Raw genomic sequence first — 21,413 nt, 5'->3', positions numbered from 1 at the left:
CGTCTTCTCCACGCCGTCCGTTTCGCTATTTTCTTTTCTTGCCCGTGAAAGCCATCACTTCGCGCGACAACCCGCTCTATAAGCGCCTCAAGGCGCTGGCGGGCTCGACTCACCAGCAGCGCAAGAGCGGCCATGCGCTGCTCGAAGGCCTGCATCTGGCGCGCGCCTATCTCGACGTCGCGGGGCAGCCCGAGACCTGCGTCGTCACGGATGGGGCGCTGCGCCACGCAGAAACGCAGGCGATCGTCAGCCGGATCGACGAGCATCGCATCGTCACGCTGCCTGATGCGCTGTTTGGCCAGCTATCGAACGTGGTCAACGGAGTCGGCGTTCTGCTGCTCGTGCCGAAGCTCGAGGTGGCTTTGCCCGAGCGTGTGAAGACTTCGTGCGTCGTGCTCGACGGCGTGCAGGACGCGGGCAATGTCGGCTCCATCCTGCGCAGCGCGGCGGCGGCCGGTATCGCGCACGTATTCTGCGCACCGGGGACGGCGTATGCGTGGTCGTCGAAGGTCCTGCGCTCCGGGATGGGCGCACATTTCTTGCTGAAGATCTTTGAAGATGTGAACGCGAACGCGCTGATCGAGCGCCTCGCGATGCCGGTCGCGATCACCGATTCGCACGCGGCAGAGGCGCTCTACGATTGCGACCTGACGGGACCGCTCGCGTGGGTGTTCGGCAACGAAGGGGCGGGTGTATCCCAGGTCTGGCGCGACGCTGTCACGCATCGCCTGACGATTCCGCAACCGGGCGGCATGGAGTCGTTGAACGTGGCGGCTGCAGCCGCCGTATGCCTCTTCGAGCAATGCCGCCAGCAGCGCGCGCGAGGCTGAGCGCGGCCGGGCTCGCGGGTCGCCTCATGCGCTTCGCCGGATGGTCGTCCCCGGATGCCCGCCGCCGGATGGCCGTCCCCTCAATACGATGGGCGGTCGAGCTTGATTTCCTGCAGGATCGTCGTTGCGATTTCTTCGATCGACTTGTGCGTCGACGACAGCCACTTGATCCCTTCACGCCGCATCATTGCCTCGGCCTCGTTGATCTCATAGCGGCAGTTTTCCGGCGCCGCGTACTTGCTGCCCGGCCGCCGCTCGTTGCGGATCTCGGAGAGCCGCTGCGGATCGATCGACAAGCCGAACATCTTGTTGCGATGCGCGTATAGCGCGCTCGGCAGCTTGCCGCGCTCGAAGTCTTCCGGAATCAGCGGATAGTTGGCCGCTTTGACGCCGTATTGCATCGCGAGGTAGAGGCTCGTCGGTGTTTTGCCGCTGCGCGACACGCCGATCAAGATCACGTCGGCATCGGCGAGATTGCGGTTCGACTGGCCGTCGTCGTGCGCGAGCGAGAAGTTGATGGCCTCGATGCGCGTCTTGTACTCGTCGGTATCGGCATTTTGGTGGCCCCGGCCAATCGCGTGCGTCGACTTCATCTCCAGTTCCTGCTCGAGCGGCTCGACGAACTGCTGGAAGATGTCGAGCACGAGCGCATTCGAATTCTTGACGATTGCGTTCGACGCGCTATCGACGAGCGTCGTGAACACGATCGGCCGGCGGCCGTCGAGCTGGGCGGCTTCGGCGATCTTTTCGACCGTTGCGTAGGCCTTGTCGGCGGAGTCGACGAACGGTACGCGCACGAGACGGAATTTCTGGTCGAACTGGGACAGGATCGAGTGCGCGAAGGTCTCGGCAGTGATCCCGGTACCGTCGGAGACGATGAATACGGTAGGCGGCATCAATAGGGCACGGAGCGTGCAAAAAAAGTAACAGCGAAGGCAACAGCGGGAACGAATGCAGGGTGACGCGCGTTTCGAGGCGCAATTCGGGTCAGTGCGCGCCGGGCCGCCCCAAGCGCACTGACCGCCCCCTCGGGGGGCAGCGAACCAAGTGAGCGTGGGGGCTATTTCAGTGCGCGCCGGGCCGCCCCAAGCGCACTGACCGCCCCCCCGGGGGGCAGCGAACCAAGTGAGCGTGGGGGCTATTTCAGCGCGCGCCGGGCCGCCCCAAGCGCACTGACCGCCCCCCCCGGGGGGCAGCGAACCCAGTGAGCGTGGGGGCTGTTTCAATTCAGACCGTCACACTTCGACGGTCGGCACGGTAGAATAGCGGCAACCTGTTGGATAAGCAATTGCGGGCGGATCGCATCGAAATCCGCGTCGTTGCGGGAGAGATTGCTGAATATTGCGGCAAACTCGAGGAATTCTCCGCTTCGTCGGGCTTCTTCCCCGTATTTTTGAGGGCATCCGTGAACGCGGGCGCGTCGGCGATGGCTTCTCCAACAGGTTGTACAAGGCGCGATGTTTCGCTTCCTATGAGCGACTCGCGCCCAAGCCCACTTGTACAGCCGAGAATTTCTTTCACACTTAGGGGCTTGTATGACTAACGCAGTTAACGTCGCAAAGGATCAGGCGTATGTAGTTCCGTTCGAGCAGTTGCGGATGACCGATGTGGAGATTGTGGGCGGCAAGAACGCGTCGCTCGGCGAGATGATCAGCCAGCTCGCCGAAGCAGGGGTTCGGGTGCCCACCGGCTTCGCCACCACGGCACTCGCATTCCGCGATTTCCTCCATCACAACACTCTCACCGAACGCATTGCCAAACGTCTCGAGTCGCTCGACGTCGACGACGTGAAGGCGCTCGCCGACGCGGGCAAAGAGATCCGTCAATGGATCGTCGACGCGCCGCTGCAGCCGCGCCTCGAAGCGGAGATCCGTGCCGGCTTCGATACGCTGCAAAAGAGCTCGCCTGAAGAGCTGTCGTTCGCGGTGCGCTCGTCGGCGACGGCTGAAGACTTGCCTGACGCGTCGTTCGCAGGCCAGCAGGAAAGCTACCTGAACGTGGTGGGCATCGATGACGTGCTCGATCGCATGAAGCACGTGTTCGCGTCGCTCTATAACGATCGCGCGATCTCCTATCGTGTCCACAAGGGCTTTACGCACGCCGAAGTCGCGCTGTCGGCCGGCGTGCAGCGCATGGTCCGCTCGGACGTGGGCGCGGCCGGCGTGATGTTCACGCTCGATACCGAGTCGGGCTTCAAGGACGCCGTGTTCATCACGTCGAGCTATGGTCTCGGCGAAACCGTCGTGCAAGGCGCGGTGAATCCGGACGAGTTCTACGTCTTCAAGACCACGCTCGCGCAAGGCAAGTACCCGATCATCCGACGCTCGATCGGCTCGAAGCTCATCAAGATGGAATTCACGAAGCCGGGCGAGCCGGGCCGCGTGAAGACGGTCGACGTTGCGCACGAGCAGCGCAACCGCTTCTCGATCACCGACGAAGACGTGATCGAGCTCGCGAAGTACGCGGTCATCATCGAGAAGCACTACCAGCGCCCGATGGACATCGAGTGGGGCAAGGACGGCCGCGACGGGAAGATCTTCATCCTGCAGGCGCGTCCCGAGACCGTGAAGAGCCAGGCCGCGGGCAAGGCCGAGCAGCGCTTCAAGCTCAAGGGCCAGTCGCAGGTGATCGCAACCGGCCGTGCGATCGGCCAGAAGATCGGCGCGGGCCCGGTGCGCGTGATTCACGATCCGTCGGAGATGGAACGTGTGCAGCCGGGCGACGTGCTGGTTGCCGACATGACCGACCCGAACTGGGAGCCGGTGATGAAGCGCGCCGCGGCGATCGTCACGAACCGCGGCGGCCGCACCTGCCACGCGGCGATCATCGCGCGTGAGCTGGGTGTGCCGGCGGTGGTCGGCTGCGGCGACGCCACGGACGTTTTGAAGGACGGCTCGCTCGTCACGGTGTCGTGCGCGGAAGGCGACGAAGGCAAGATCTACGACGGCCTGCTCGAAACCGAAATCACCGAAGTGCAGCGCGGCGAGCTGCCGCCGGTGCCGGTGAAGATCATGATGAACGTCGGCAACCCGCAGCTCGCATTCGATTTCTCGCAACTGCCGAATTCCGGCGTCGGTCTTGCGCGTCTCGAGTTCATCATCAACAACAACATCGGCGTGCACCCGAAGGCGATTCTCGAGTACCCGAACGTCGATGCGGACTTGAAGAAGGCGGTCGAGAGCGTTGCGCGCGGGCATGCGTCGCCGCGTGCGTTCTATGTCGACAAGCTGACCGAAGGCATCGCGACGATCGCGGCTGCGTTCTATCCGCGTCCGGTGATCGTGCGTCTGTCGGACTTCAAGTCGAACGAGTACAAGAAGCTGATCGGCGGTTCGCGCTACGAGCCGGACGAAGAGAACCCGATGCTCGGTTTCCGCGGCGCATCGCGCTACATTGCGGAAGACTTCGCGCAAGCGTTCGAAATGGAATGCGTGGCGCTCAAGCGCGTGCGTGAAGAGATGGGCCTCGACAACGTCGAGATCATGGTGCCGTTCGTGCGTACGCTGAAGCAGGCGGAGCGCGTGGTGGGCCTGCTCGCTAAGTTCGGCTTGAGGCGCGGCGAGAAGGGTCTGCGTCTCATCATGATGTGCGAGATTCCGTCGAACGCGATCCTCGCGGAGCAGTTCCTGCAGCACTTCGACGGCTTCTCGATCGGTTCGAACGATCTGACGCAATTGACGCTCGGCCTCGACCGCGACTCCGGCATGGAACTGCTCGCCGCCGATTTCGACGAGCGCGACGAAGCGGTCAAGTTCCTGCTCAAGCGCGCGATCGAAACGTGCCTCCGCATGAACAAGTACGTCGGCATCTGCGGCCAAGGCCCATCGGATCATCCGGATTTCGCGCAATGGCTGACCGACGAAGGCATCGAGTCGATCTCGTTGAACCCCGACACCATCATCGATACGTGGCAGGCGCTCGCGCAGTCGCACAAGCAGTAAGCGCCAAGGCGCGCGTCTCGAACGATTAGGCGGGAGCCAGCCGGTCGAGACGCTCCTTAGTACACGAAATTGATGAGGTTCGTGCTATAACACCCCGGTATATCCGGGGTGTTTTGTTTCGGGGGGACGACAATGAGGTCGGGCGAACTGTTCTGGTGGATTGCCGTGGGGGTGCTGGTCGTCGCGGAGTTGATGACGGGGACGTTCTATCTGCTGATGATCGCGCTCGGGTTCATTGCGGGCGCGCTGGCGCATCTGTTCGGCGTGAGCCTCGAGGTGCAGCTCGCACTGGCTGCCGTCGTGGCGCTCGCGGCGGTGATCCTGCTGCGCCGTTCCCGCTTTGGCCGTCGCGCGCAGCGGCGCGACGCATCGGTCAACCCCGATGTGAATCTCGATATCGGCACGACGCTGACCGTCGAAGCGTGGCAGGACCGCCACGCTCGCACCCAGTATCGCGGCGCTGACTGGGATGTCGAGCTCGCGCCTGGCGAACGCGAGGACGCGCGTGTCTATGTGATCGCCGCCGTGCGCGGAAGCTGCTTGATCCTTGCCGCGAAAAAGCAGCCGGCACACGCCTGACTACAAGAATCAGCCGTTAAAAAAAGGAGTGTAAAGATGGATATGACTATTGTCGGGGTGGTGTTTCTTGTGATCGTCGTCGTGCTGGTGGCGCAGACGATCAAGATCGTGCCGCAGCAGCACGCGTGGGTGCTCGAACGCTTCGGCCGCTATCACGCGACGTTGACGCCGGGGCTGAATATCGTGCTGCCGTTCGTCGATCGTGTTGCGTACAAGCATCTGCTCAAGGAGATTCCGCTCGACGTGCCGGGACAGATCTGTATCACGCGCGACAACACACAATTGCAAGTGGATGGCGTGCTGTATTTCCAGGTCACCGACGCGATGAAGGCGTCGTATGGGTCGAGCAACTTCGTACAGGCGATCACACAGCTCTCGCAAACGACGTTGCGTTCGGTAATCGGCAAGCTGGAACTCGACAAGACCTTCGAGGAGCGCGACCTGATCAACCACAGCGTCGTATCCGCGCTCGATCAGGCCGCGACGAACTGGGGCGTCAAGGTGCTGCGCTACGAAATCAAGGATCTCACGCCGCCCAAGGAAATCCTGCACGCGATGCAGGCGCAAATCACGGCCGAGCGGGAGAAGCGCGCGCTGATCGCCGCGTCGGAAGGGCGCAAGCAGGAGCAGATCAATATCGCGGCCGGCGGGCGCGAGGCGGCGATCCAGAAGTCCGAGGGCGAGCGGCAGGCGGCGATCAACCAGGCGCAAGGGCAGGCCGCGGCGATTCTCGCAGTGGCCGAAGCCAACGCGCAGGCGATCCAGAAGATCGCGGCGGCGATTCAGTCGCAAGGCGGTTGGGATGCGGTGAACCTGAAGGTTGCCGAGCAGTATGTGAACGCGTTCGCCAATCTGGCGAAGACCAGCAACACGCTGATCGTACCGGGCAATATGTCGGATATGAGTTCGATGATCGCGTCGGCGCTGGCAATCGTGAATCGCGGCAAGGGCACGGCGATGAACGACGTGCGCTGATCCGGCCCGTGCCGCTTAAGTTGCCGAGCGCATGATCCGCGCTTTCTCGCGCTCCCAATCGCGCTTCTTTTCGGTCTCGCGTTTGTCGTGCATCTTTTTGCCCTTGGCGAGGCCGATTTCGCATTTGACGCGGCCGCCCTTGTAGTGGAAGTTCAGCGGCACGAGCGTGTAGCCGCGCTGCTCGACCTTGCCGATCAGCTTCTTGATCTCTTCGGAATGCAGCAGCAGCTTGCGTGTGCGGACCGGGTCCGGCGTGATGTGCGTCGAGGCTTCGGGAAGCGGGCTGATGTGCGTGCCGATCAGAAAGATCTCGCCGTTGCGCACGACCACGTAGCCTTCCTTGATCTGGCCGCGCCCGGCGCGCAGCGCCTTGACTTCCCATCCTTCAAGCACGAGCCCCGCCTCGTAGCGCTCCTCGATGAAGTAATCGAAGAATGCTTTTCTGTTGTCGATGATGCTCATGAATGGAAAGTGCCCAACTCGTTTAAAATTACGATTTTAGCAAAGCGGCGCAATGAAAGCGAAAGCCCGCCGTGCTCCTCCATACCCTCGCCGCGCGTTGTGCAATCTATGGCAGATGTCCAGAAAACCGTGTTGATCCGCCACTCGGCGGAACAAATGTTCGATCTCGTCACCGACGTCGCAGACTACCCCAATTTCCTGCCGTGGTGCGGCGGCGTCGAGATTCGTCGGGAGGACGAAAACGGCATGGAGGCGAAGATCGACATCAACTTCAAGGGCATCAAGCAGCATTTCGCGACTCATAACACCCAGGAGCGGCCCACGCGCATCGATATGGATTTCACCGACGGTCCGTTTCGCAAGTTCACAGGCTACTGGCGCTTCACGGCGCTGCGCGCGGACGCGTGCAAGATTGAATTCGCGCTGCACTACGAGTTTGCAAGTGTGATTCTCGAGAAGATCATCGGGCCGGTGTTCAACCATATCGCGAACACGTTCGTCGAATCGTTCGTGAAGCGCGCGGACCAGCGGTACGGCAAGCCATGAGCACGATGCTTGCCGTTGAAGTCTGCTATGCGCTGCCCGGCGCGCAGACGTTGCTTGCTGTCGATATGCCCGCCGGCGCCACCGTGCGGCAGGCGATCGACGCGAGCGGCATCTTGAAGAAGCACCCCGAGATCGATCTGTCGACGCAGAAGGTCGGCATTTACGGCAAGGTCAAGCCGCTCGATGCGCCGCTTGCCGACCATGATCGCGTCGAGATTTATCGTCCGCTGATTGTCGATCCGAAGATGGCGCGGCAGCGGCGCGTCGACAAAACCCGCCGGGAAGGTTCGATAGAAGGGCGCAAGTGGCTGCCGAAGGATTCGCGATAGCGCATCGCGCTCCGTCGCAGCTTCGACGCGGCGCCGGCTGGCGCATCGCGCCGCTTTCGCGGCCGTCCTGCCAAAAGCATCGCCATCTCAATGCACCGACGCCTGCGCGCGCTCTTCGAGCGGCGGTTCCGCAGGCCGGTCGCTGCCATGCCGACGCACCGACCACATCACGCCCGCAAACAGAAGCGCGATCGCGGCGATCTCCAGCGGGCGCGGCATCCGGTGGTCGTACAGGAAGCCGTAGAGCAGCGCAAAGAGCGTTTCGAACACGATCATCTGGCCCGACAGCGTGAGCGGCAGGCGTTTGGACGCCGCGTTCCAGAGCCCATTGCCGAGCCACGACGCGCCGATTGCGAGCGCGAGATTCAGCACCCAGAAGAGCTGCCAGCGCTCGCCGCTGACCGCCGTCTGCACGACGCCCGGCGGAAAGGCCGCGGTACCGAGCCAAAGCGCCGCGCCGAGCAGCCCCGTGACGACGCCCCACAGCACCGACCACTCATTGCCGTCGAAATGGCCATTGCGCTGAAGATAGCGGGCGTTCTCGACGGCAAACCAGGTCCAGCTCGCGAGTGCGCCGAGCGCGCAAAGCACGCCGAGCAGGCGATTCAGCATGCTGACGGGGTGCGCCGGGTCGCCGGCGAACACGTCGACGTTGATGCAGGCGATCCCCGCGACGACCAATGCCAGCGGCCACGCGAGCCTGGCGAGCGGCACGGCGCCGTGGTCGCGCCGGCCGGCGAGCGTCACGGTGACGGGCAGCACGCCGACGATCAGCGATGACGGCGCGATGCCGACGAGGTGCACGGCGGCCGTGAGCAGGATGTAGTAGGCGACGTTGCCGACGAGCGCGAGCTTCACTAGCGCGCCGAAATCCTCGCGCGTGAGTTTCGCAGCGAGGCGCCGCGCCATCGGCAGCGCCGCGGCCAGCGACACGACGCCGTACATCAGGTAGCGGCCCGAGCTGAGCAGGAACGGCGAGAAATCGGGCAGCAGTCGGGGCACGAGAAACACCATGCCCCATAACGCCCCGGCCATCATCCCGTATGCCACACCACGCTGCATGCTTCGCCACTCCATCGATTTTCCGAACAGGCGCGCAGGTTACGCGGCATTCGCGGGGCTGTCTTGTTCGATCCTGCACTTCAGCAGCAGACTCGAGACTTTGTGGTGAGGATTTCTTTAGAACTTTTCTTCGCACCGAATCGGCTGGCGGGGAGTCTTCCGGCCGCTCGCGCGCGCTTTCAGGGTGCTATCCGAGCAAACGAAATCCGATCGAACATCAGTCGAAAGCGAATCCGAAATTCTTCCCGCGCCCGCGCGCCCGAAGCGGCAAGAAATTCGCTAAGTCGCTGTTCGTGCAGTGAAAACCAGGGTGGTATCGCGTATAATTCGGTTTTGCGCCTATAGGATTTGCCATGCGTCTGATCCAAAAAGCACTCACGTTCGATGACGTGCTCCTCGTCCCGGCCTTCTCCGACGTTCTGCCGCGCGACACCAGCCTCAAGACCCAGCTGACCCGCAATATCTCCCTGAACATGCCGCTCGTGTCCGCCGCCATGGACACCGTCACCGAAGCCCGTCTCGCGATCGCAATGGCGCAACAAGGTGGCGTCGGCATCGTCCACAAGAACCTCACGCCGGCCGAGCAGGCTCGCGAAGTCGCGAAGGTGAAGCGCTTCGAATCGGGCGTGGTGCGCGACCCGATCACGGTGCCGCCGCAGATGAAAGTGCGCGACGTGATCGCGCTGTCGCAGCAGCATGGCATTTCTGGCTTCCCGGTGGTGGAGGGCGCGCAGTTGATCGGTATCGTCACGAACCGCGACCTGCGTTTCGAAACGCGTCTCGACGAACCCGTGCGCACGATCATGACGCCGCGCGAGCGCCTCGTCACCGTCAAGGAAGGCACGCCGCTCGCCGAAGCGAAGTCGCTGATGCACAGCCACCGCCTCGAGCGTGTGCTCGTCATCAACGACGCCTTCGAGCTGCGCGGCCTGATGACGGTGAAGGACATCTTCAAGCAGACCGAATACCCGGACGCGTGCAAGGACGAGGACGGCAAGCTGCGCGTCGGCGCGGCGGTCGGCGTCGGCCCGGATAACGAAGAGCGCGTGTCGCTGCTCGTGCAGGCGGGCGCCGACGTGATCGTCGTCGATACCGCGCACGGCCACAGCAAGGGCGTGCTCGAGCGCGTGCGCTGGGTCAAGAAGAACTTCCCGCAGGTCGAAGTGATCGGCGGCAACATCGCCACCGCCGACGCGGCCCGCGCGCTCGTCGAATACGGCGCGGACGCCGTGAAGGTCGGCATCGGCCCGGGCTCGATCTGCACGACACGGATCGTCGCGGGCGTGGGCGTGCCGCAGATCAGCGCGATCGCGAACGTGTCCGAAGCGCTGCGCGGCACGGGTGTGCCGGCGATCGCCGACGGCGGCGTCCGCTTCTCGGGCGACGTGAGCAAGGCGCTTGCGGCAGGCGCGAATGCCGTGATGATGGGCAGCATGTTCGCGGGCACCGAAGAATCGCCGGGCGACGTGTTCCTCTACCAAGGCCGGCAGTACAAGTCGTACCGCGGCATGGGTTCGGTCGGCGCGATGAAGGACGGCGCGGCAGACCGCTACTTCCAGGACAACTCAGCGAACATCGACAAGCTCGTGCCGGAAGGCATCGAAGGGCGCGTCGCGTACAAGGGCTCGGTCAACGCGATCCTGTTCCAGCTGATCGGCGGCGTGCGTGCGAGCATGGGCTACTGCGGCTGCCGTTCGATCGCGGAACTGCACGACAAGGCGCAGTTCGTCCAAATCACTGCCGCAGGCATGCGCGAATCGCACGTGCACGACGTGCAGATCACGAAGGAAGCCCCGAACTACCACCAGGACTAGTCGCCGATGAAACCATTGCTGCGCGCTGTGCTTGTCGTTTACACGTTGCTGTATCTGATCGTCGGCTTGCTGTACCTGGCGACTCCGTGGACATCGCTGCACCGCGCGCTGCAACTGGCCGTCATCGAGCCGGCCATGGCCGGGCAACTGCTAGGCCTCGCGCTGTTCGGGCTCGCGTCGCTATCGTTTCAAGGCGTGATCAACGGGGCGATGACGACGGGCGTCGCCCGAGTCGTCGGGCATCTGACCTGGCTCGCAGGCGCGCTGATCCTGGTTTGGTTGATCGCGTTCAGTACGTCGCTGTCGCCGGGGTATGGCGCGATCTTCAACGCGCTGGGCGGCGTGGCGTTGCTGATCGTCGGCTTCGGCGGCGTGCGCTTGTCGCGCGTGGTGCGGCGTAACGAAAGGACGGTGAAGGCTGCTGATCGCGAGTATGCGGAACAGCGTGCCGCGCCCTCGCGCACCGAGGCGGCGCGCGCGGCCGAACCGGCGCCAAGGCCCGCGCCCGCTGCGCCGGTCGCCGAGCCTGCCGCGCGAGCGCCCGAACCGGCGGTGCGTTACCGGATCGACATTCCGGTGGCCGGCACTCCGGTGGCGGGCACTCCGGCGACGGGCACTCCCGTGCCGCAGCCGTCGCCGAGCCCGAACGAAAAGGCCGCACGCGATGCGGCACGTGATGACGCCGCCGACTTGCCGGGCAGTCCCCGGCCGCCGTTTCATGGCTGATGCGCGGGCGGCCTTGTCGCCAGCTCGTATCGACGCTGCCGCCTGCCCGTTCGGCACTTCGTACGCGCCCGCCGCAAATAGGGCGCCGTGCGCGAGGCTCGTAGCAGCGTTGCCGCACCATTCGAAACCAGCTTCTTCGCAGCGCGCCAGGCGCTGCTTTTTGTATCCGTTCACTACTACTTTCGTCCGCTGCCATGCATGACAAGATCCTGATCCTCGACTTCGGTTCGCAAGTCACCCAACTGATCGCGCGCCGCATTCGTGAAGCGCACGTCTATTCCGAAATCCATCCGTACGACGTCGACGATGCGTTCATCCGCGAGTTCGCGCCGAAGGGCGTGATCCTGTCGGGCGGCCCGAACTCGGTCACCGAAACCGACACGCCGCGCGCGCCGCAAGCGGTGTTCGAGCTGGGCGTGCCGGTGCTCGGCATTTGCTACGGCATGCAGACGATGGCCGAGCAGCTCGGCGGCAAAGTCGACGGCGGCCATGTGCGCGAGTTCGGCTACGCGGAAGTGCGCGCGCGCAACCATACGAGCTTGCTCGAAGGCATCGAGGATTTCTGCACGGCGGAAGGCCACGGCATGCTGAAGGTCTGGATGAGCCACGGCGACAAGGTGACGGAAATGCCGCCGGGTTTCTCGCTGATGGCGTCGACCGAATCGTGCCCGATCGCGGCGATGGCCGACGAGGCGCGCCACTTCTACGGACTGCAGTGGCACCCGGAAGTCACGCATACGGTGCAGGGCCGGGCGATGCTCGAGCGCTTCGTGCTGAAGATCTGCGGCGCGAAAGCCGACTGGGAAATGGGGCATTACATCGACGAAGCCGTCGCGAAGATTCGCGAGCAGGTCGGCGATGAACACGTGATTCTCGGGTTGTCGGGCGGCGTCGATTCGTCGGTGGCGGCGGCGTTGCTGCATCGCGCGATCGGCGATCAGCTCACTTGCGTATTCGTCGATCATGGCCTGCTGCGTCTGAACGAGGCCGAGCAGGTGATGGCGACGTTCGCGGATCACCTCGGCGTCAAGGTGATTCACGTCGACGCGAGCGAAGCGTTTCTGTCGAAGCTCGCGGGCGTCACGGACCCGGAGCAAAAGCGCAAGATCATCGGCGCGGAATTCGTCGAAGTGTTCCAGGCCGAGGCTGGCAAGCTGACCGACGCGAAGTGGCTCGCGCAGGGCACGATCTATCCGGACGTGATCGAGTCCGCCGGCAAGGGCAAGAAGGCGGCGCACACGATCAAGAGCCATCACAACGTGGGCGGCCTGCCCGAGACGCTCAATCTGAAGCTGCTCGAGCCGTTGCGCGAACTCTTCAAAGACGAAGTGCGCGAGCTGGGCGTGAAGCTCGGCCTGCCGCACGAGATGGTCTATCGCCATCCGTTCCCGGGCCCGGGCCTCGGCGTGCGGATTCTCGGCGAAGTGCGCCGCGATTTCGCGGACCTGCTGCGCCGCGCCGACGCGATCTTCATCGAAACGCTGCGCAACACCGTCGACAAGGAAACCGGCAAGACCTGGTATGACCTGACGAGCCAGGCGTTCGCGGTGTTCCTGCCGGTCAAGAGCGTCGGCGTGATGGGCGACGGGCGCACGTACGAGTACGTGGTCGCGCTGCGTGCGGTGCAGACGCTCGATTTCATGACCGCGCATTGGGCGCACCTGCCGCATGAGCTGCTCGGGCACGTGTCGAATCGGATCATCAACGAAGTGCGCGGCATCAACCGGGTTGTCTATGACATTTCGGGCAAGCCGCCTGCGACCATCGAGTGGGAGTAGGGTGGATAAAAATTCTCTTCTGACGGTCTATGCGGGCAGCCCGCGGAGCGGCCCGCTTGGTACCGTCAGAGGTGTCAACGGTACCTGAGACGGTATCTGGAACAGTGTGATAAGCGCTTGACCGTCGCTTCTCGCCAGCCTTTCTGCCCCAGCCAATCTGGCGTCCAGGGCGGAGCATGCAGCCGAAAGCCCATTCGGCTATAGTCTCGAATCCGTAGGGTGTCCCACAGGCGTTGCCTTCCTTCCAGGCATAAGCAGAGTGCGCGCACCCTTTCTCACTGCGGAGAAGCGATGAATCCGACACATACAAGCCCACTCAATGCCAAAGTCGGCCCTGCGGATGCTTCGACAACTCAATCCGACCAGCAAAGCGCTGCCGTGCCGCAAGGAAAGCGGCCGCAGAGAATTTTTTTGCACACTGGATGGAGGAGCGGGGGGACCTGGGTGTGGTCGCGATTCCGCGCGCTGGAATCGGTGAGCGCCCTCTACGAACCGCTGGGCGCACTGCTCGGAGAGTTGAGCCTAGACGATATTCCTGACTTCCGGCCCGATTACACCTCTGGTCACCCACCGTTGCGTTCACCCTACTACGAAGAGTACCGGCCGTTCGTGCAAAAGACCGGGCGCGGTGTGAACGGATACCGGAAGAATTTCGGGATCGATCGCTTTGGAGACGCGGCAGGCGACGATTTTCCGGCCTTGTGCTCATATTTGAAAAATCTCTGCGACTTCTCGACGGGGAATGGCAAGGTCCCTGTCCTCAAGTTCTGCCGCTCTCAAGGGCGGACACCCTGGCTCAAGCGCGCGTTTCCCGACGTCATGCACGCGGGTATCCTGCGCAACCCCGCTTCGCAGTTTGCTTCCGGCTGGATGCTGAGGCAGGAATGGCGCAATCCCTTTTTCGTTGCAGCGCCGTTTCGCGTGCTGGGCCTTAACCAGGGCGAGCCGATCGTAAGGCAAGTAATCGCCATGTGCGGCGTGAAAGTGCCGCCTGTTGAAACAGCCTCGGAGGAGGCGTACACAGTCGCTTGCACCCGTTACGCACAGACGGCTGAAGGAGTCGAAGCCTATCGGGCATTCGTCGCATTGTGGATTCTCTGCGCCTGGAGGATGCTCAACGACGTGGATCTCCTGCTTGACACGGATCGACTCGGACAGTCGCCGGCGTACGCGGCCGGATTACGTTCCGAGTTTCAAGCGGCCACCGGCGTGGCACCGGACTTCAGTGCCGCGAGAAATCTGGTCGATGAGGCGACGCGAAATGTTCGACGGATGTCGGAAATTGACGGTCGGCTGCTGCGACCAATCAATTTTTCGGCGCGAAAGTTTCTGCTCGCGCAGATAGAAGCATCGGGAGGCTCGCAGAGCCCAATCGCTGAGATCGTTCGGCAGAAGCTTTCGCTTGCCGATGAAATATCCGGACAGTGGCGCTACTAGACCCTGTGACTGAAACAGGGGAGGCGGTAGCCGGAGACCCTGCGACGATGGCGAGGATCATCCGGTTCCTGCTGCCCATTCGCATTCGGAGCGGCTCAAAATTTCCCCCAGTTATCTTGCATTCCTAAGTATTGCGTCAGGCACATTTTCCGTGCCCAGGTTCTGAACCACGAGGTGGAATTGGGCGGCCTTGCCGTAGGCCGGTGCGCCGATCGCAAACGGCGGCGAAAAGTCGGGGCGAAAGTAAAGGGCGCCTTCCAACTCGATGGTGTCCACGATGTCGCTAAAGACGTCTTTCATACGGTCACTCTACGCTGCGGCGCGGCCCAGGCTATTTTTGACTTCGACCATTGTCGGAACGTTGTTGGGTCCATGCCGTGAAACTTGTGGAACGCCTGCGAGAAATTGCTACGGCTCGAGAAGCCCACCGCTTTGGCGACTTCCGAAACCTGTAGCGTGGTGGTTGCCAGAAGCTCACTCGCTTTGCGAAGCCTGACAACCTTCAACATCGCCATCGGTGGTTGGCCAAAAGTACTTTCGAACCGGGCAGCAAACGACGATCGACTCATTCCAGCGATATCGGCAAGTCGTTGCACGGACAAAGCCGATTGAGGGCGCTCGAAAATTGCCTCGAGCGCGCGCGAGAGGCGTTGATCGGCGATGCCGGCCGTCCAGGGCAAGTTCGTGCCGCCATCGTCGATCTGGCGTCTGAGCACCAACACCAGGCACTGCTTGAGGAGCGCTTCGACGAGCACCCTCGATCCGAGCCCGGGCCGGGCGCATTCTGCCAACAGCAAAACGAACTGGTCCCGCAAGCCGGATGGCCCTTCAAATCGCGCGACGAGCGGGCGGCTCATGGCTCTGAACGGATCAACCCCTGCGCCAGTATCGAAATCCAATTCGCCGCATGCTGTAACGACACCCTCGCTGCATTCGCCGACCGTGACCGTCGGGACCGTCTCACGCGAAGACCACGCGCCCAGACGCTCTCGATCGACCGTATTTGCCAGCGACGAATTGGCGCTCTCGATCCGGTAGCAGACACCCGGCGGCAGCATCACAAAACTGTTTGAGTCCAGCGTGATGCGTTCGCCGTCTTGTACCACCAACGCACCGCTTCCCGCCATGCAGTAGTGAAGGCTGGCAGTCTTGCAGGCATCGAAGCGCACGCTCCAGCCGTCCCGTATGTCGCAGAGCGTGAAATTGGCCACGCCGATGTCGAGCGCGGCCAGAAGGTGATCAAGGACGGGGTGAAGCGCAGGGGAATGTTGAGTCATTGGACGAATTCGAACCAAATCAAGACCACATGGAACCCGGGCATCACTACCATGTGCTGGGCAGTCCCTTGATTACCGGAGAAATTCCATGTTTGACATGAAACATCTTACTCGACTGAAGACGTTGGATGAAAAAGCACCCGAAGCCATGAAAAGCTTCTGGGCGTTCGACAAGGCCGCGTTTGCCGAGGGTGCGCTTACGGGGCAACAGAAGCAGCTAATTGCTGTAGCCGTGGCGCTGACGACCCAGTGCCCCTACTGCATCGAACTGCACACGAAGGCCGCGCGCGATGCCGGTGCCAACGACGAGCAATTGGCCGAAGCCGCGCTCGTTGCGGCGGCGATCCGCGCGGGCGGTGCAGTGACTCACGCAACGCACCTGTTCAAGGACTGAAACGGCGCGTGACGACCGACCCGAGAAGCTGCATCGCGTGCGGACGCTGATACGGAGGCGGCACACGATAGAAGGCCGAAGACGCGCGAATCGATGTTTTCGGCCTCGGAAAAAATTCGGCATGATGCTTGCCGGGCCGCATTTCATTTTCCCAGTCTGAGCCTGCGTACGACGCTGGACTGACTGAGTCCCATGGCTTTGGCGACTTCTCGCGTATTGCCGTGCTTGCGCATTGCGTCCTCGATCAACCGCCGCTCGAACCGCTCGACTCGCTGACGGAACGTGCTCGGCTCTTCGTCGAGCACTTCGCTCGGCAGCACGCCATCCAGAAACTCCGGCCCGATCATATCGGCTTCGCTCGTCACGATCGCCCGCTCCACGACATTCCTCAGCTCGCGAATGTTGCCCGGCCAATCGTGGGCGAGCATCAGCGCCATCGCCTGCTCGGAAAACGTCCGTGTGAGGCCGTAGCGTGCGTTGAACTCCCTAGCGAATTGCAGCACGAGAGGTGAGATGTCATCCTTGTGCGCAGCCAGCGGCGGCACAGCAATCGGTACGACGTTGAGTCGATAAAAGAGGTCATCGCGAAACGTGCGTTCGGCCACCATCGACTTCAGGTCACGGTTCGTCGCGGCGATCACACGAACGTCGACCGATAGCGGCTGAGTCCCCCCTAGCCGAACGATGACGCGGTCCTGCAGCACCTGAAGGAGCTTCACCTGCAAGTCGAGCGGAAGATCGCCGATTTCGTCGAGAAACAGCGTGCCGCGATGCGCGAGCTCGATCAGTCCGGGTTTGCCCTGCTTTTGCGCCCCTGTGAATGCGCCCGGCTCGTATCCGAACAACTCCGATTCGAGCAGATCGCGCGGAAGCGCGCCGCAGTTGATCTTGATCAGTGGGCCGTTCGCGCGCGGACTTTCTCGATGAATGAGACGCGTAATCACATCTTTGCCGACTCCGGAGTGCCCCGTTATCAGCACCGTCGCATCGACCTTTGCCACACGCGCGGCAAGGCTCGCGATGCGCTGCATCGGCTCGCTATGCAGAACGAGACCGTCGACCTTGAGATTTTGCAACCGCAATGCCTCGATCTCGGCGTCGACGCGCTGCAGATCAGCCTGCGCCTGCGCAAGCGCATCCTGCAGCTGCAGCAGCTCGGTCGTATCCCGGGAATTGATGATGACCTTGCGCACTTTGCCGACGGCGTCGAACAGCGGAATGCCGGTGACCATGATGGTCTTGCCCGTGTGCGTGCGCTGCGTCGTGGAAATGCGCTGGCCCGTACGCGCGACCTGCTGTGCGACCACCGGGCGGATCAGGCCTTTTTGCTCGAATTCGGACACATGGCGACCGATCATGTCCGCAGCCTTGAGGTCGTAGTTCCGCTCGCAACCTTCGTTGACCATCAAGGTCACGCCGCTTCCGTCGGCGACGAAAATACCGTCGAATGAGTGACGAAAGATCTCCTCGAGGTCGAAGCTGAGCTGGCGCAATCGCGCCAGCTCAGGAAACACCGTCGCGCAATCACGCTCCGGAATCAGCAGCACCACCGTCGCCTCGGGCGACGAATGCACGGCGGGGAAGTAGTTTTCGCCGCAGAAAAGGAAAGTCGACGGAACGGAGCCCGGCTCGCTGGCATGTGTCCGCGCGAGCTCGATAAACGCCGCGCGAATCTCCTCGGGGTGCCGTTCATCACGCGAGAGTCCGTCGCGGACCAGAGCGTTTTGCCACTCGATGCCCGTCTCGTTAAGCAGAACAATGCCGACTGGGAGCTCGTCCAATGTCTCCAGTAAAACCCTGTGATTCATGACTCGTCCATTCTCGAGAATACGGCGAGGATACACCAGCGATACCGGTGCATTCGTGGGGCGATCTAAGGGTTATCCCAGCTCGCCTGCCGAGTCAGAAATGAATCAGCCGCCGTCAGGACCGGTTCGGGCATCCACATCACCCATCGAGCCGTACAAGCACAGACCGTGCGTCATTACCGACTCGATCGCGGCGCAAACCCTTGAGAACACAGGGCCTCGACGGATCGTGGCACATCACGTCACCCGCTTGGCGCGAACCTTGCTCACAGAGCGCTCGCAGCAAACGGTCGGTCGCGCGGCATGCTCGGGCAAACGCACGGCATCCAGTAGGTACAAAGCCCCGGTGTGGGCAGACAAGGAGACACACATGATCGAACTCTCGCAGCAAGGACGGCTGGCGCAAGCACAAACGTCCTCGCCGCCCCACACTGGCGACGATGCCACGTCCCGCGTCAATCCGGCGTTGAACGCCAGCTTCAAGAAACTCATCGGCATAAAAGTCCGCTTTGTCGCGCCCGTCCTCGGCCTCAGTTGCGTCTTCATACTCGGCACGGCGTTGCTCTTGGGCTTCGATCGCCCCTTGATGGCGGAGAAAATAGCAGGCGCTTTCAATATCGGATACCTGCTCGTTGTGTTGATGTACTGCCTGAGTTGGGCCGCGGCAGCCTGGTATGTCCACGTCGCCAACCGTCGATTCGACGCGCAAGCCGAACGTGCGATCCTGGAAGCCTGCACGGAGGCGCAATCATGAGAGTGCTCACCGTTATTATCTTCCTGCTTATTCTGGCGGTAACAATGGCGATCACGTGGTGGGCGGCGCGGCGCACGCGAACCACGAGCGAGTTTTATGCGGCGGGCGGCAACCTCTCGGCCCGTGCCAATGGTTTTGCATTGGCCGGCGATTGGATGAGCGCTGCGGCTTTTCTCGGATTCTCCGGCCTCGTATCGCTGTACGGCATGGACGGCTCGCTCTACGCCGTCGCTGCGCTGGTGGCGTTTCTCGTCGTCTTGATGCTCGTGGCGGAGCCCGTTCGCAATACCGGACGGTTCACGTTTGGCGATGTCATCGACGAGAGGATGCGCAGCCGTCACGCACGACTCGCAGCGGTGCTCGGCACAGTGGTCGTCAATCTTGCTTACATGGTCCCGCAAATGGCGGGGGCCGGCGCGTTGATCAAGCTTCTGCTCGGCGTCCCCTATGATGTCGCCGTCGTTCTTGTCGGCGTCGGCATGATCATTTATGTGCTGTTCGGAGGCATGATCGCGACCACATGGGTGCAGATCGTGAAGGCTTTGCTGCTGTTGGTTGCGGCGATCGTCCTCGTGGCGATGCTGCTCGCAGCCGTGCATTTCGATGCACTCTCTCTCTTCGCATCCGTCGAACGCTTGTACGGCCCCGGCATGCTCACGGCGGGCGGCTATTTCAAGCATCCGCTCGATCCCCTTTCGCTGTTTTTGTCGTTCATGTTCGGCGTCGCCGGATTGCCGCACATCATGACGCGCTTTTACACGGTGCCGGATGCACGCGCGGCAAGAAAGTCCGTCCTGTGGCTGATGTTTCTCGCCGGCAGCTTCTTCCTCGTCACGACACTGATCGGCTTCGCATCGGCAACATTCGTCGGACAGACAACGATCCGCGCAGCCGACAAGGGTGGGAATCTCGCGCTGCCGCTGCTTGCCCAATACCTCGGGGGCGGGCCGGGTACGTTAGGCGGTCAGATCTTCCTCGCGGCGATCTGCGCAATCGCATTCGCAGCCATCTTGGCTGTCGTGGCTGGCCTGACGCTCGCGTCGTCAGGAGCGATTGCACATGATCTTTACGTGAACGTCATACGTTCAGGAAAGGTCTCCGAACACGAACAGGTTCGCGTCGCGAGGATTGCAACTCTGGTGGTCGGCGTACTCGCCGTCCTCTTTGGGCTGCTGGCGCAAGGCATCAATGTCGGCGTGCTTGTCATCCTTGCGATCGCGATCGCAGCCTCCTCCAATTTCCCGGTCATCCTGCTGTCGATATTCTGGCGCCGGTTCAACACCGCCGGCGTCATTGGCGGCGTGCTGGCCGGGTTGGTGTCGTCGATGGTCCTCGCATTCATCGGGCCCGCCATTTTGAAGGGTCACGCCATCTTCCCGATCGTGAACCCGACCATACTCAGCATGCCTATCGGCTTTCTCGGCGCATGGCTCGGCACGTTGCTCGGCGGCCGGGATCCGGAAAACGAAGCACGGTTCGATGCGTTCGTCTTCAAGACTCACACCGGTTTCAACCTCGACGAGCGCCGCTGACCAGCAGCCGCGACGTCTTCTATTGCAATTCGGCCTCTCAACCGACCACGCACACTTCTCTGGAGACATCAGATGAAAAACATCAAGGGTATCGTTTTTGATCTTTACGGAACGCTGTACGACGTTCATTCCGTTGCGGGACGCTGCAGCGAATACTTTCCCGGGCGCGGATTGGAAATCAGCATGGTATGGCGGCAAAAGCAGCTCGAATACACGTGGCTGCGCAGCTTGATGGGACACTACCTTTCCTTCGAAGAAGCAACGGAGCATGCATTGCTGTACACCTGCAATCATTTGAAACTGACGCTGAATGACGAAGCGCGACGCACGCTCAGCGACGCGTATCTGAAGATCCAGCCGTTCCCCGAGGTGCCTGCCGCGCTCGCCGAACTCCAGTCGATGGATCTGCCGCTCGCGATTCTCTCGAACGGATCCGTGAATTCGATCCGGCACGTGGTCGGCCATTCGGGATTGACATCGCGCTTCGCGCATCTCATCAGCGTCGAGTCCGTCGAAGTCTTCAAACCACACCCGAACGTCTACCACTTGGCGGAGAAAGCGTTCGATCGACACCGCTCGCAAATCCTGTTCGTCTCCTCGAACGCATGGGACGCATCGGGTGCACGACATTTTGGTTTTCCAGTCTGCTGGATCAACCGCACAGACAATACGTTCGATGAACTTGGCCAATCGCCGGATCACATCATCAAAAGTCTCGATCAGTTGCCGGGCTTGTTGAAGCAGATGCACGTCGCCTGAGCCACAACCGCGCGGTTTGCTTCAAGCGCGACCCATTGACGGGTCGATAGTGCCCGCAAGTCGGTTACAAGTCGATCGAGTCGAGCCTCGTTAGCAAGGAGAACCGCCCCGCGTTCGGGTCCACGAGAACGCGGGGCGGATAACCAAGGCGGCTGGCCTTGGTACCGCTTCGGCTACGACAGGGGTTGGGACGCTTTCAATGTCCTTCGACATGAAGCGCCACCGTCATGCACGCCTCCCGCTCCCCGATCTTAATGTCTTCGTGGATGGACGCATAGATGGCGCCTAAATGCCAGGAGGGCCCATTTAATCAAACTTGCCGCCCGTACAGGCGGAAAGGAACGCGGTTCCTAGACGTCGGCCAGTGTTTCCGGCCTCATCCCGAGCGCAGCAAAAAAAATTTTCACGGC

Annotated in this window: 20 protein-coding genes; 14 read left to right on the top strand and 6 right to left on the bottom strand. The window is 62.1% G+C overall.

The features are described from left to right. The first annotated feature begins 44 nt into the window (after window positions 1–44). A complete protein-coding gene (locus J3489_RS20055; protein WP_207000944.1) occupies window positions 45–830 on the top strand; it encodes a TrmH family RNA methyltransferase in 786 nt (261 codons plus the stop codon). An 80-nt stretch (window positions 831–910) separates the two neighbouring features. Here J3489_RS20055 and ppsR read toward each other — a convergent pair whose 3' ends face one another. Then, on the bottom strand, window positions 911–1,726 hold the full coding sequence (ppsR, locus tag J3489_RS20050; RefSeq protein WP_207000942.1) for a posphoenolpyruvate synthetase regulatory kinase/phosphorylase PpsR: 816 nt from the start codon (window positions 1,724–1,726) through the stop codon (window positions 911–913). A gap of 639 nt (window positions 1,727–2,365) precedes the next feature. On the opposite strand from ppsR, the gene ppsA reads away from it, so the two are divergent. The 3 genes from ppsA (at window position 2,366) to J3489_RS20035 (ending at window position 6,325) form a co-directional block, all read left to right on the top strand. Continuing rightward, a complete protein-coding gene (ppsA, locus tag J3489_RS20045; RefSeq protein WP_207000940.1) occupies window positions 2,366–4,771 on the top strand; it encodes a phosphoenolpyruvate synthase in 2,406 nt (801 codons plus the stop codon). Between the two features lie 132 nt (window positions 4,772–4,903). Beyond that, window positions 4,904–5,350 (top strand): NfeD family protein, encoded by a 447-nt coding sequence (locus J3489_RS20040; protein WP_207000938.1) that lies wholly within the window; start codon window positions 4,904–4,906, stop codon window positions 5,348–5,350. Window positions 5,351–5,386: 36 nt separating this feature from the next. Next, window positions 5,387–6,325: an SPFH domain-containing protein gene (locus J3489_RS20035; RefSeq protein ID WP_207000936.1), complete on the top strand. Its 939-nt coding sequence runs from the start codon at window positions 5,387–5,389 to the stop codon at window positions 6,323–6,325. A gap of 15 nt (window positions 6,326–6,340) precedes the next feature. Here the strand turns inward: J3489_RS20035 and smpB are convergent, their stop codons facing one another. Beyond that, window positions 6,341–6,787 carry an SsrA-binding protein SmpB gene (gene smpB / locus J3489_RS20030; protein ID WP_207000934.1) on the bottom strand — a complete coding sequence of 149 codons (447 nt, stop codon included), beginning with the start codon at window positions 6,785–6,787 and terminating at the stop codon, window positions 6,341–6,343. A gap of 108 nt (window positions 6,788–6,895) precedes the next feature. Here smpB and J3489_RS20025 point away from each other — a divergent pair, with 108 nt between their 5' ends. Further along, complete coding sequence (locus J3489_RS20025; protein ID WP_207000932.1) at window positions 6,896–7,333, top strand: type II toxin-antitoxin system RatA family toxin; 438 nt, start codon at window positions 6,896–6,898, stop codon at window positions 7,331–7,333. 5 nt (window positions 7,334–7,338) lie between these two features. Then, the gene (locus tag J3489_RS20020; RefSeq protein ID WP_207001142.1) at window positions 7,339–7,662 is read left to right on the top strand and encodes an RnfH family protein; all 324 of its coding nucleotides are present in this window, start codon (window positions 7,339–7,341) and stop codon (window positions 7,660–7,662) included. A gap of 87 nt (window positions 7,663–7,749) precedes the next feature. On the opposite strand, the gene J3489_RS20015 is transcribed toward J3489_RS20020, so the two are convergent. Further along, entirely contained in the window at window positions 7,750–8,724 is a 975-nt protein-coding gene (locus J3489_RS20015; RefSeq protein WP_207000930.1) for a DMT family transporter, read from the bottom strand. 353 nt (window positions 8,725–9,077) lie between these two features. Between J3489_RS20015 and guaB the strand changes: the two genes are divergently transcribed. The 4 genes from guaB (at window position 9,078) to J3489_RS19995 (ending at window position 14,479) form a co-directional block, all read left to right on the top strand. Next, on the top strand, window positions 9,078–10,538 hold the full coding sequence (gene guaB / locus J3489_RS20010; protein ID WP_207000928.1) for an IMP dehydrogenase: 1,461 nt from the start codon (window positions 9,078–9,080) through the stop codon (window positions 10,536–10,538). Window positions 10,539–10,544: 6 nt separating this feature from the next. Then, the gene (locus J3489_RS20005) at window positions 10,545–11,264 is read left to right on the top strand and encodes a hypothetical protein (protein ID WP_207000926.1); all 720 of its coding nucleotides are present in this window, start codon (window positions 10,545–10,547) and stop codon (window positions 11,262–11,264) included. 194 nt (window positions 11,265–11,458) lie between these two features. Next, the gene (gene guaA / locus J3489_RS20000) at window positions 11,459–13,042 is read left to right on the top strand and encodes a glutamine-hydrolyzing GMP synthase (RefSeq protein WP_207000924.1); all 1,584 of its coding nucleotides are present in this window, start codon (window positions 11,459–11,461) and stop codon (window positions 13,040–13,042) included. 291 nt (window positions 13,043–13,333) lie between these two features. Then, a complete protein-coding gene (locus tag J3489_RS19995) occupies window positions 13,334–14,479 on the top strand; it encodes a hypothetical protein (protein ID WP_242540155.1) in 1,146 nt (381 codons plus the stop codon). Window positions 14,480–14,590: 111 nt separating this feature from the next. Here the strand turns inward: J3489_RS19995 and J3489_RS19990 are convergent, their stop codons facing one another. Beyond that, entirely contained in the window at window positions 14,591–14,779 is a 189-nt protein-coding gene (locus J3489_RS19990; protein ID WP_207000922.1) for a cupin domain-containing protein, read from the bottom strand. Beyond that, window positions 14,776–15,756, bottom strand: a complete 981-nt coding sequence (locus J3489_RS19985; RefSeq protein WP_207000920.1) for an AraC family transcriptional regulator — start codon at window positions 15,754–15,756, stop codon at window positions 14,776–14,778. The genes J3489_RS19990 and J3489_RS19985 overlap by 4 nt, the downstream gene beginning before the upstream one ends. Before the next feature lie 88 nt (window positions 15,757–15,844). Here J3489_RS19985 and J3489_RS19980 point away from each other — a divergent pair, with 88 nt between their 5' ends. Beyond that, complete coding sequence (locus J3489_RS19980) at window positions 15,845–16,150, top strand: carboxymuconolactone decarboxylase family protein (RefSeq protein ID WP_207000918.1); 306 nt, start codon at window positions 15,845–15,847, stop codon at window positions 16,148–16,150. A gap of 143 nt (window positions 16,151–16,293) precedes the next feature. Here the strand turns inward: J3489_RS19980 and J3489_RS19975 are convergent, their stop codons facing one another. Continuing rightward, on the bottom strand, window positions 16,294–17,931 hold the full coding sequence (locus J3489_RS19975; RefSeq protein WP_242540154.1) for a sigma-54 interaction domain-containing protein: 1,638 nt from the start codon (window positions 17,929–17,931) through the stop codon (window positions 16,294–16,296). Window positions 17,932–18,328: 397 nt separating this feature from the next. Here J3489_RS19975 and J3489_RS19970 point away from each other — a divergent pair, with 397 nt between their 5' ends. The 3 genes from J3489_RS19970 (at window position 18,329) to J3489_RS19960 (ending at window position 21,003) form a co-directional block, all read left to right on the top strand. Then, complete coding sequence (locus J3489_RS19970; protein WP_207000914.1) at window positions 18,329–18,712, top strand: DUF485 domain-containing protein; 384 nt, start codon at window positions 18,329–18,331, stop codon at window positions 18,710–18,712. Then, window positions 18,709–20,244 (top strand): solute symporter family protein, encoded by a 1,536-nt coding sequence (locus J3489_RS19965; RefSeq protein WP_207000912.1) that lies wholly within the window; start codon window positions 18,709–18,711, stop codon window positions 20,242–20,244. Before J3489_RS19970 ends, J3489_RS19965 begins: the two co-directional genes overlap by 4 nt. A 72-nt stretch (window positions 20,245–20,316) precedes the next feature. Continuing rightward, complete coding sequence (locus tag J3489_RS19960; RefSeq protein WP_207000910.1) at window positions 20,317–21,003, top strand: haloacid dehalogenase type II; 687 nt, start codon at window positions 20,317–20,319, stop codon at window positions 21,001–21,003. The last annotated feature ends 410 nt before the right edge of the window (window positions 21,004–21,413 follow it).

It is taken from the genome of Trinickia mobilis (assembly GCF_017315705.1).
Lineage (GTDB): Bacteria > Pseudomonadota > Gammaproteobacteria > Burkholderiales > Burkholderiaceae > Trinickia_A > Trinickia_A mobilis.
Note: the sequence above shows the minus strand (reverse complement) of the source record. Positions and strands in the feature narration are given on the sequence as shown.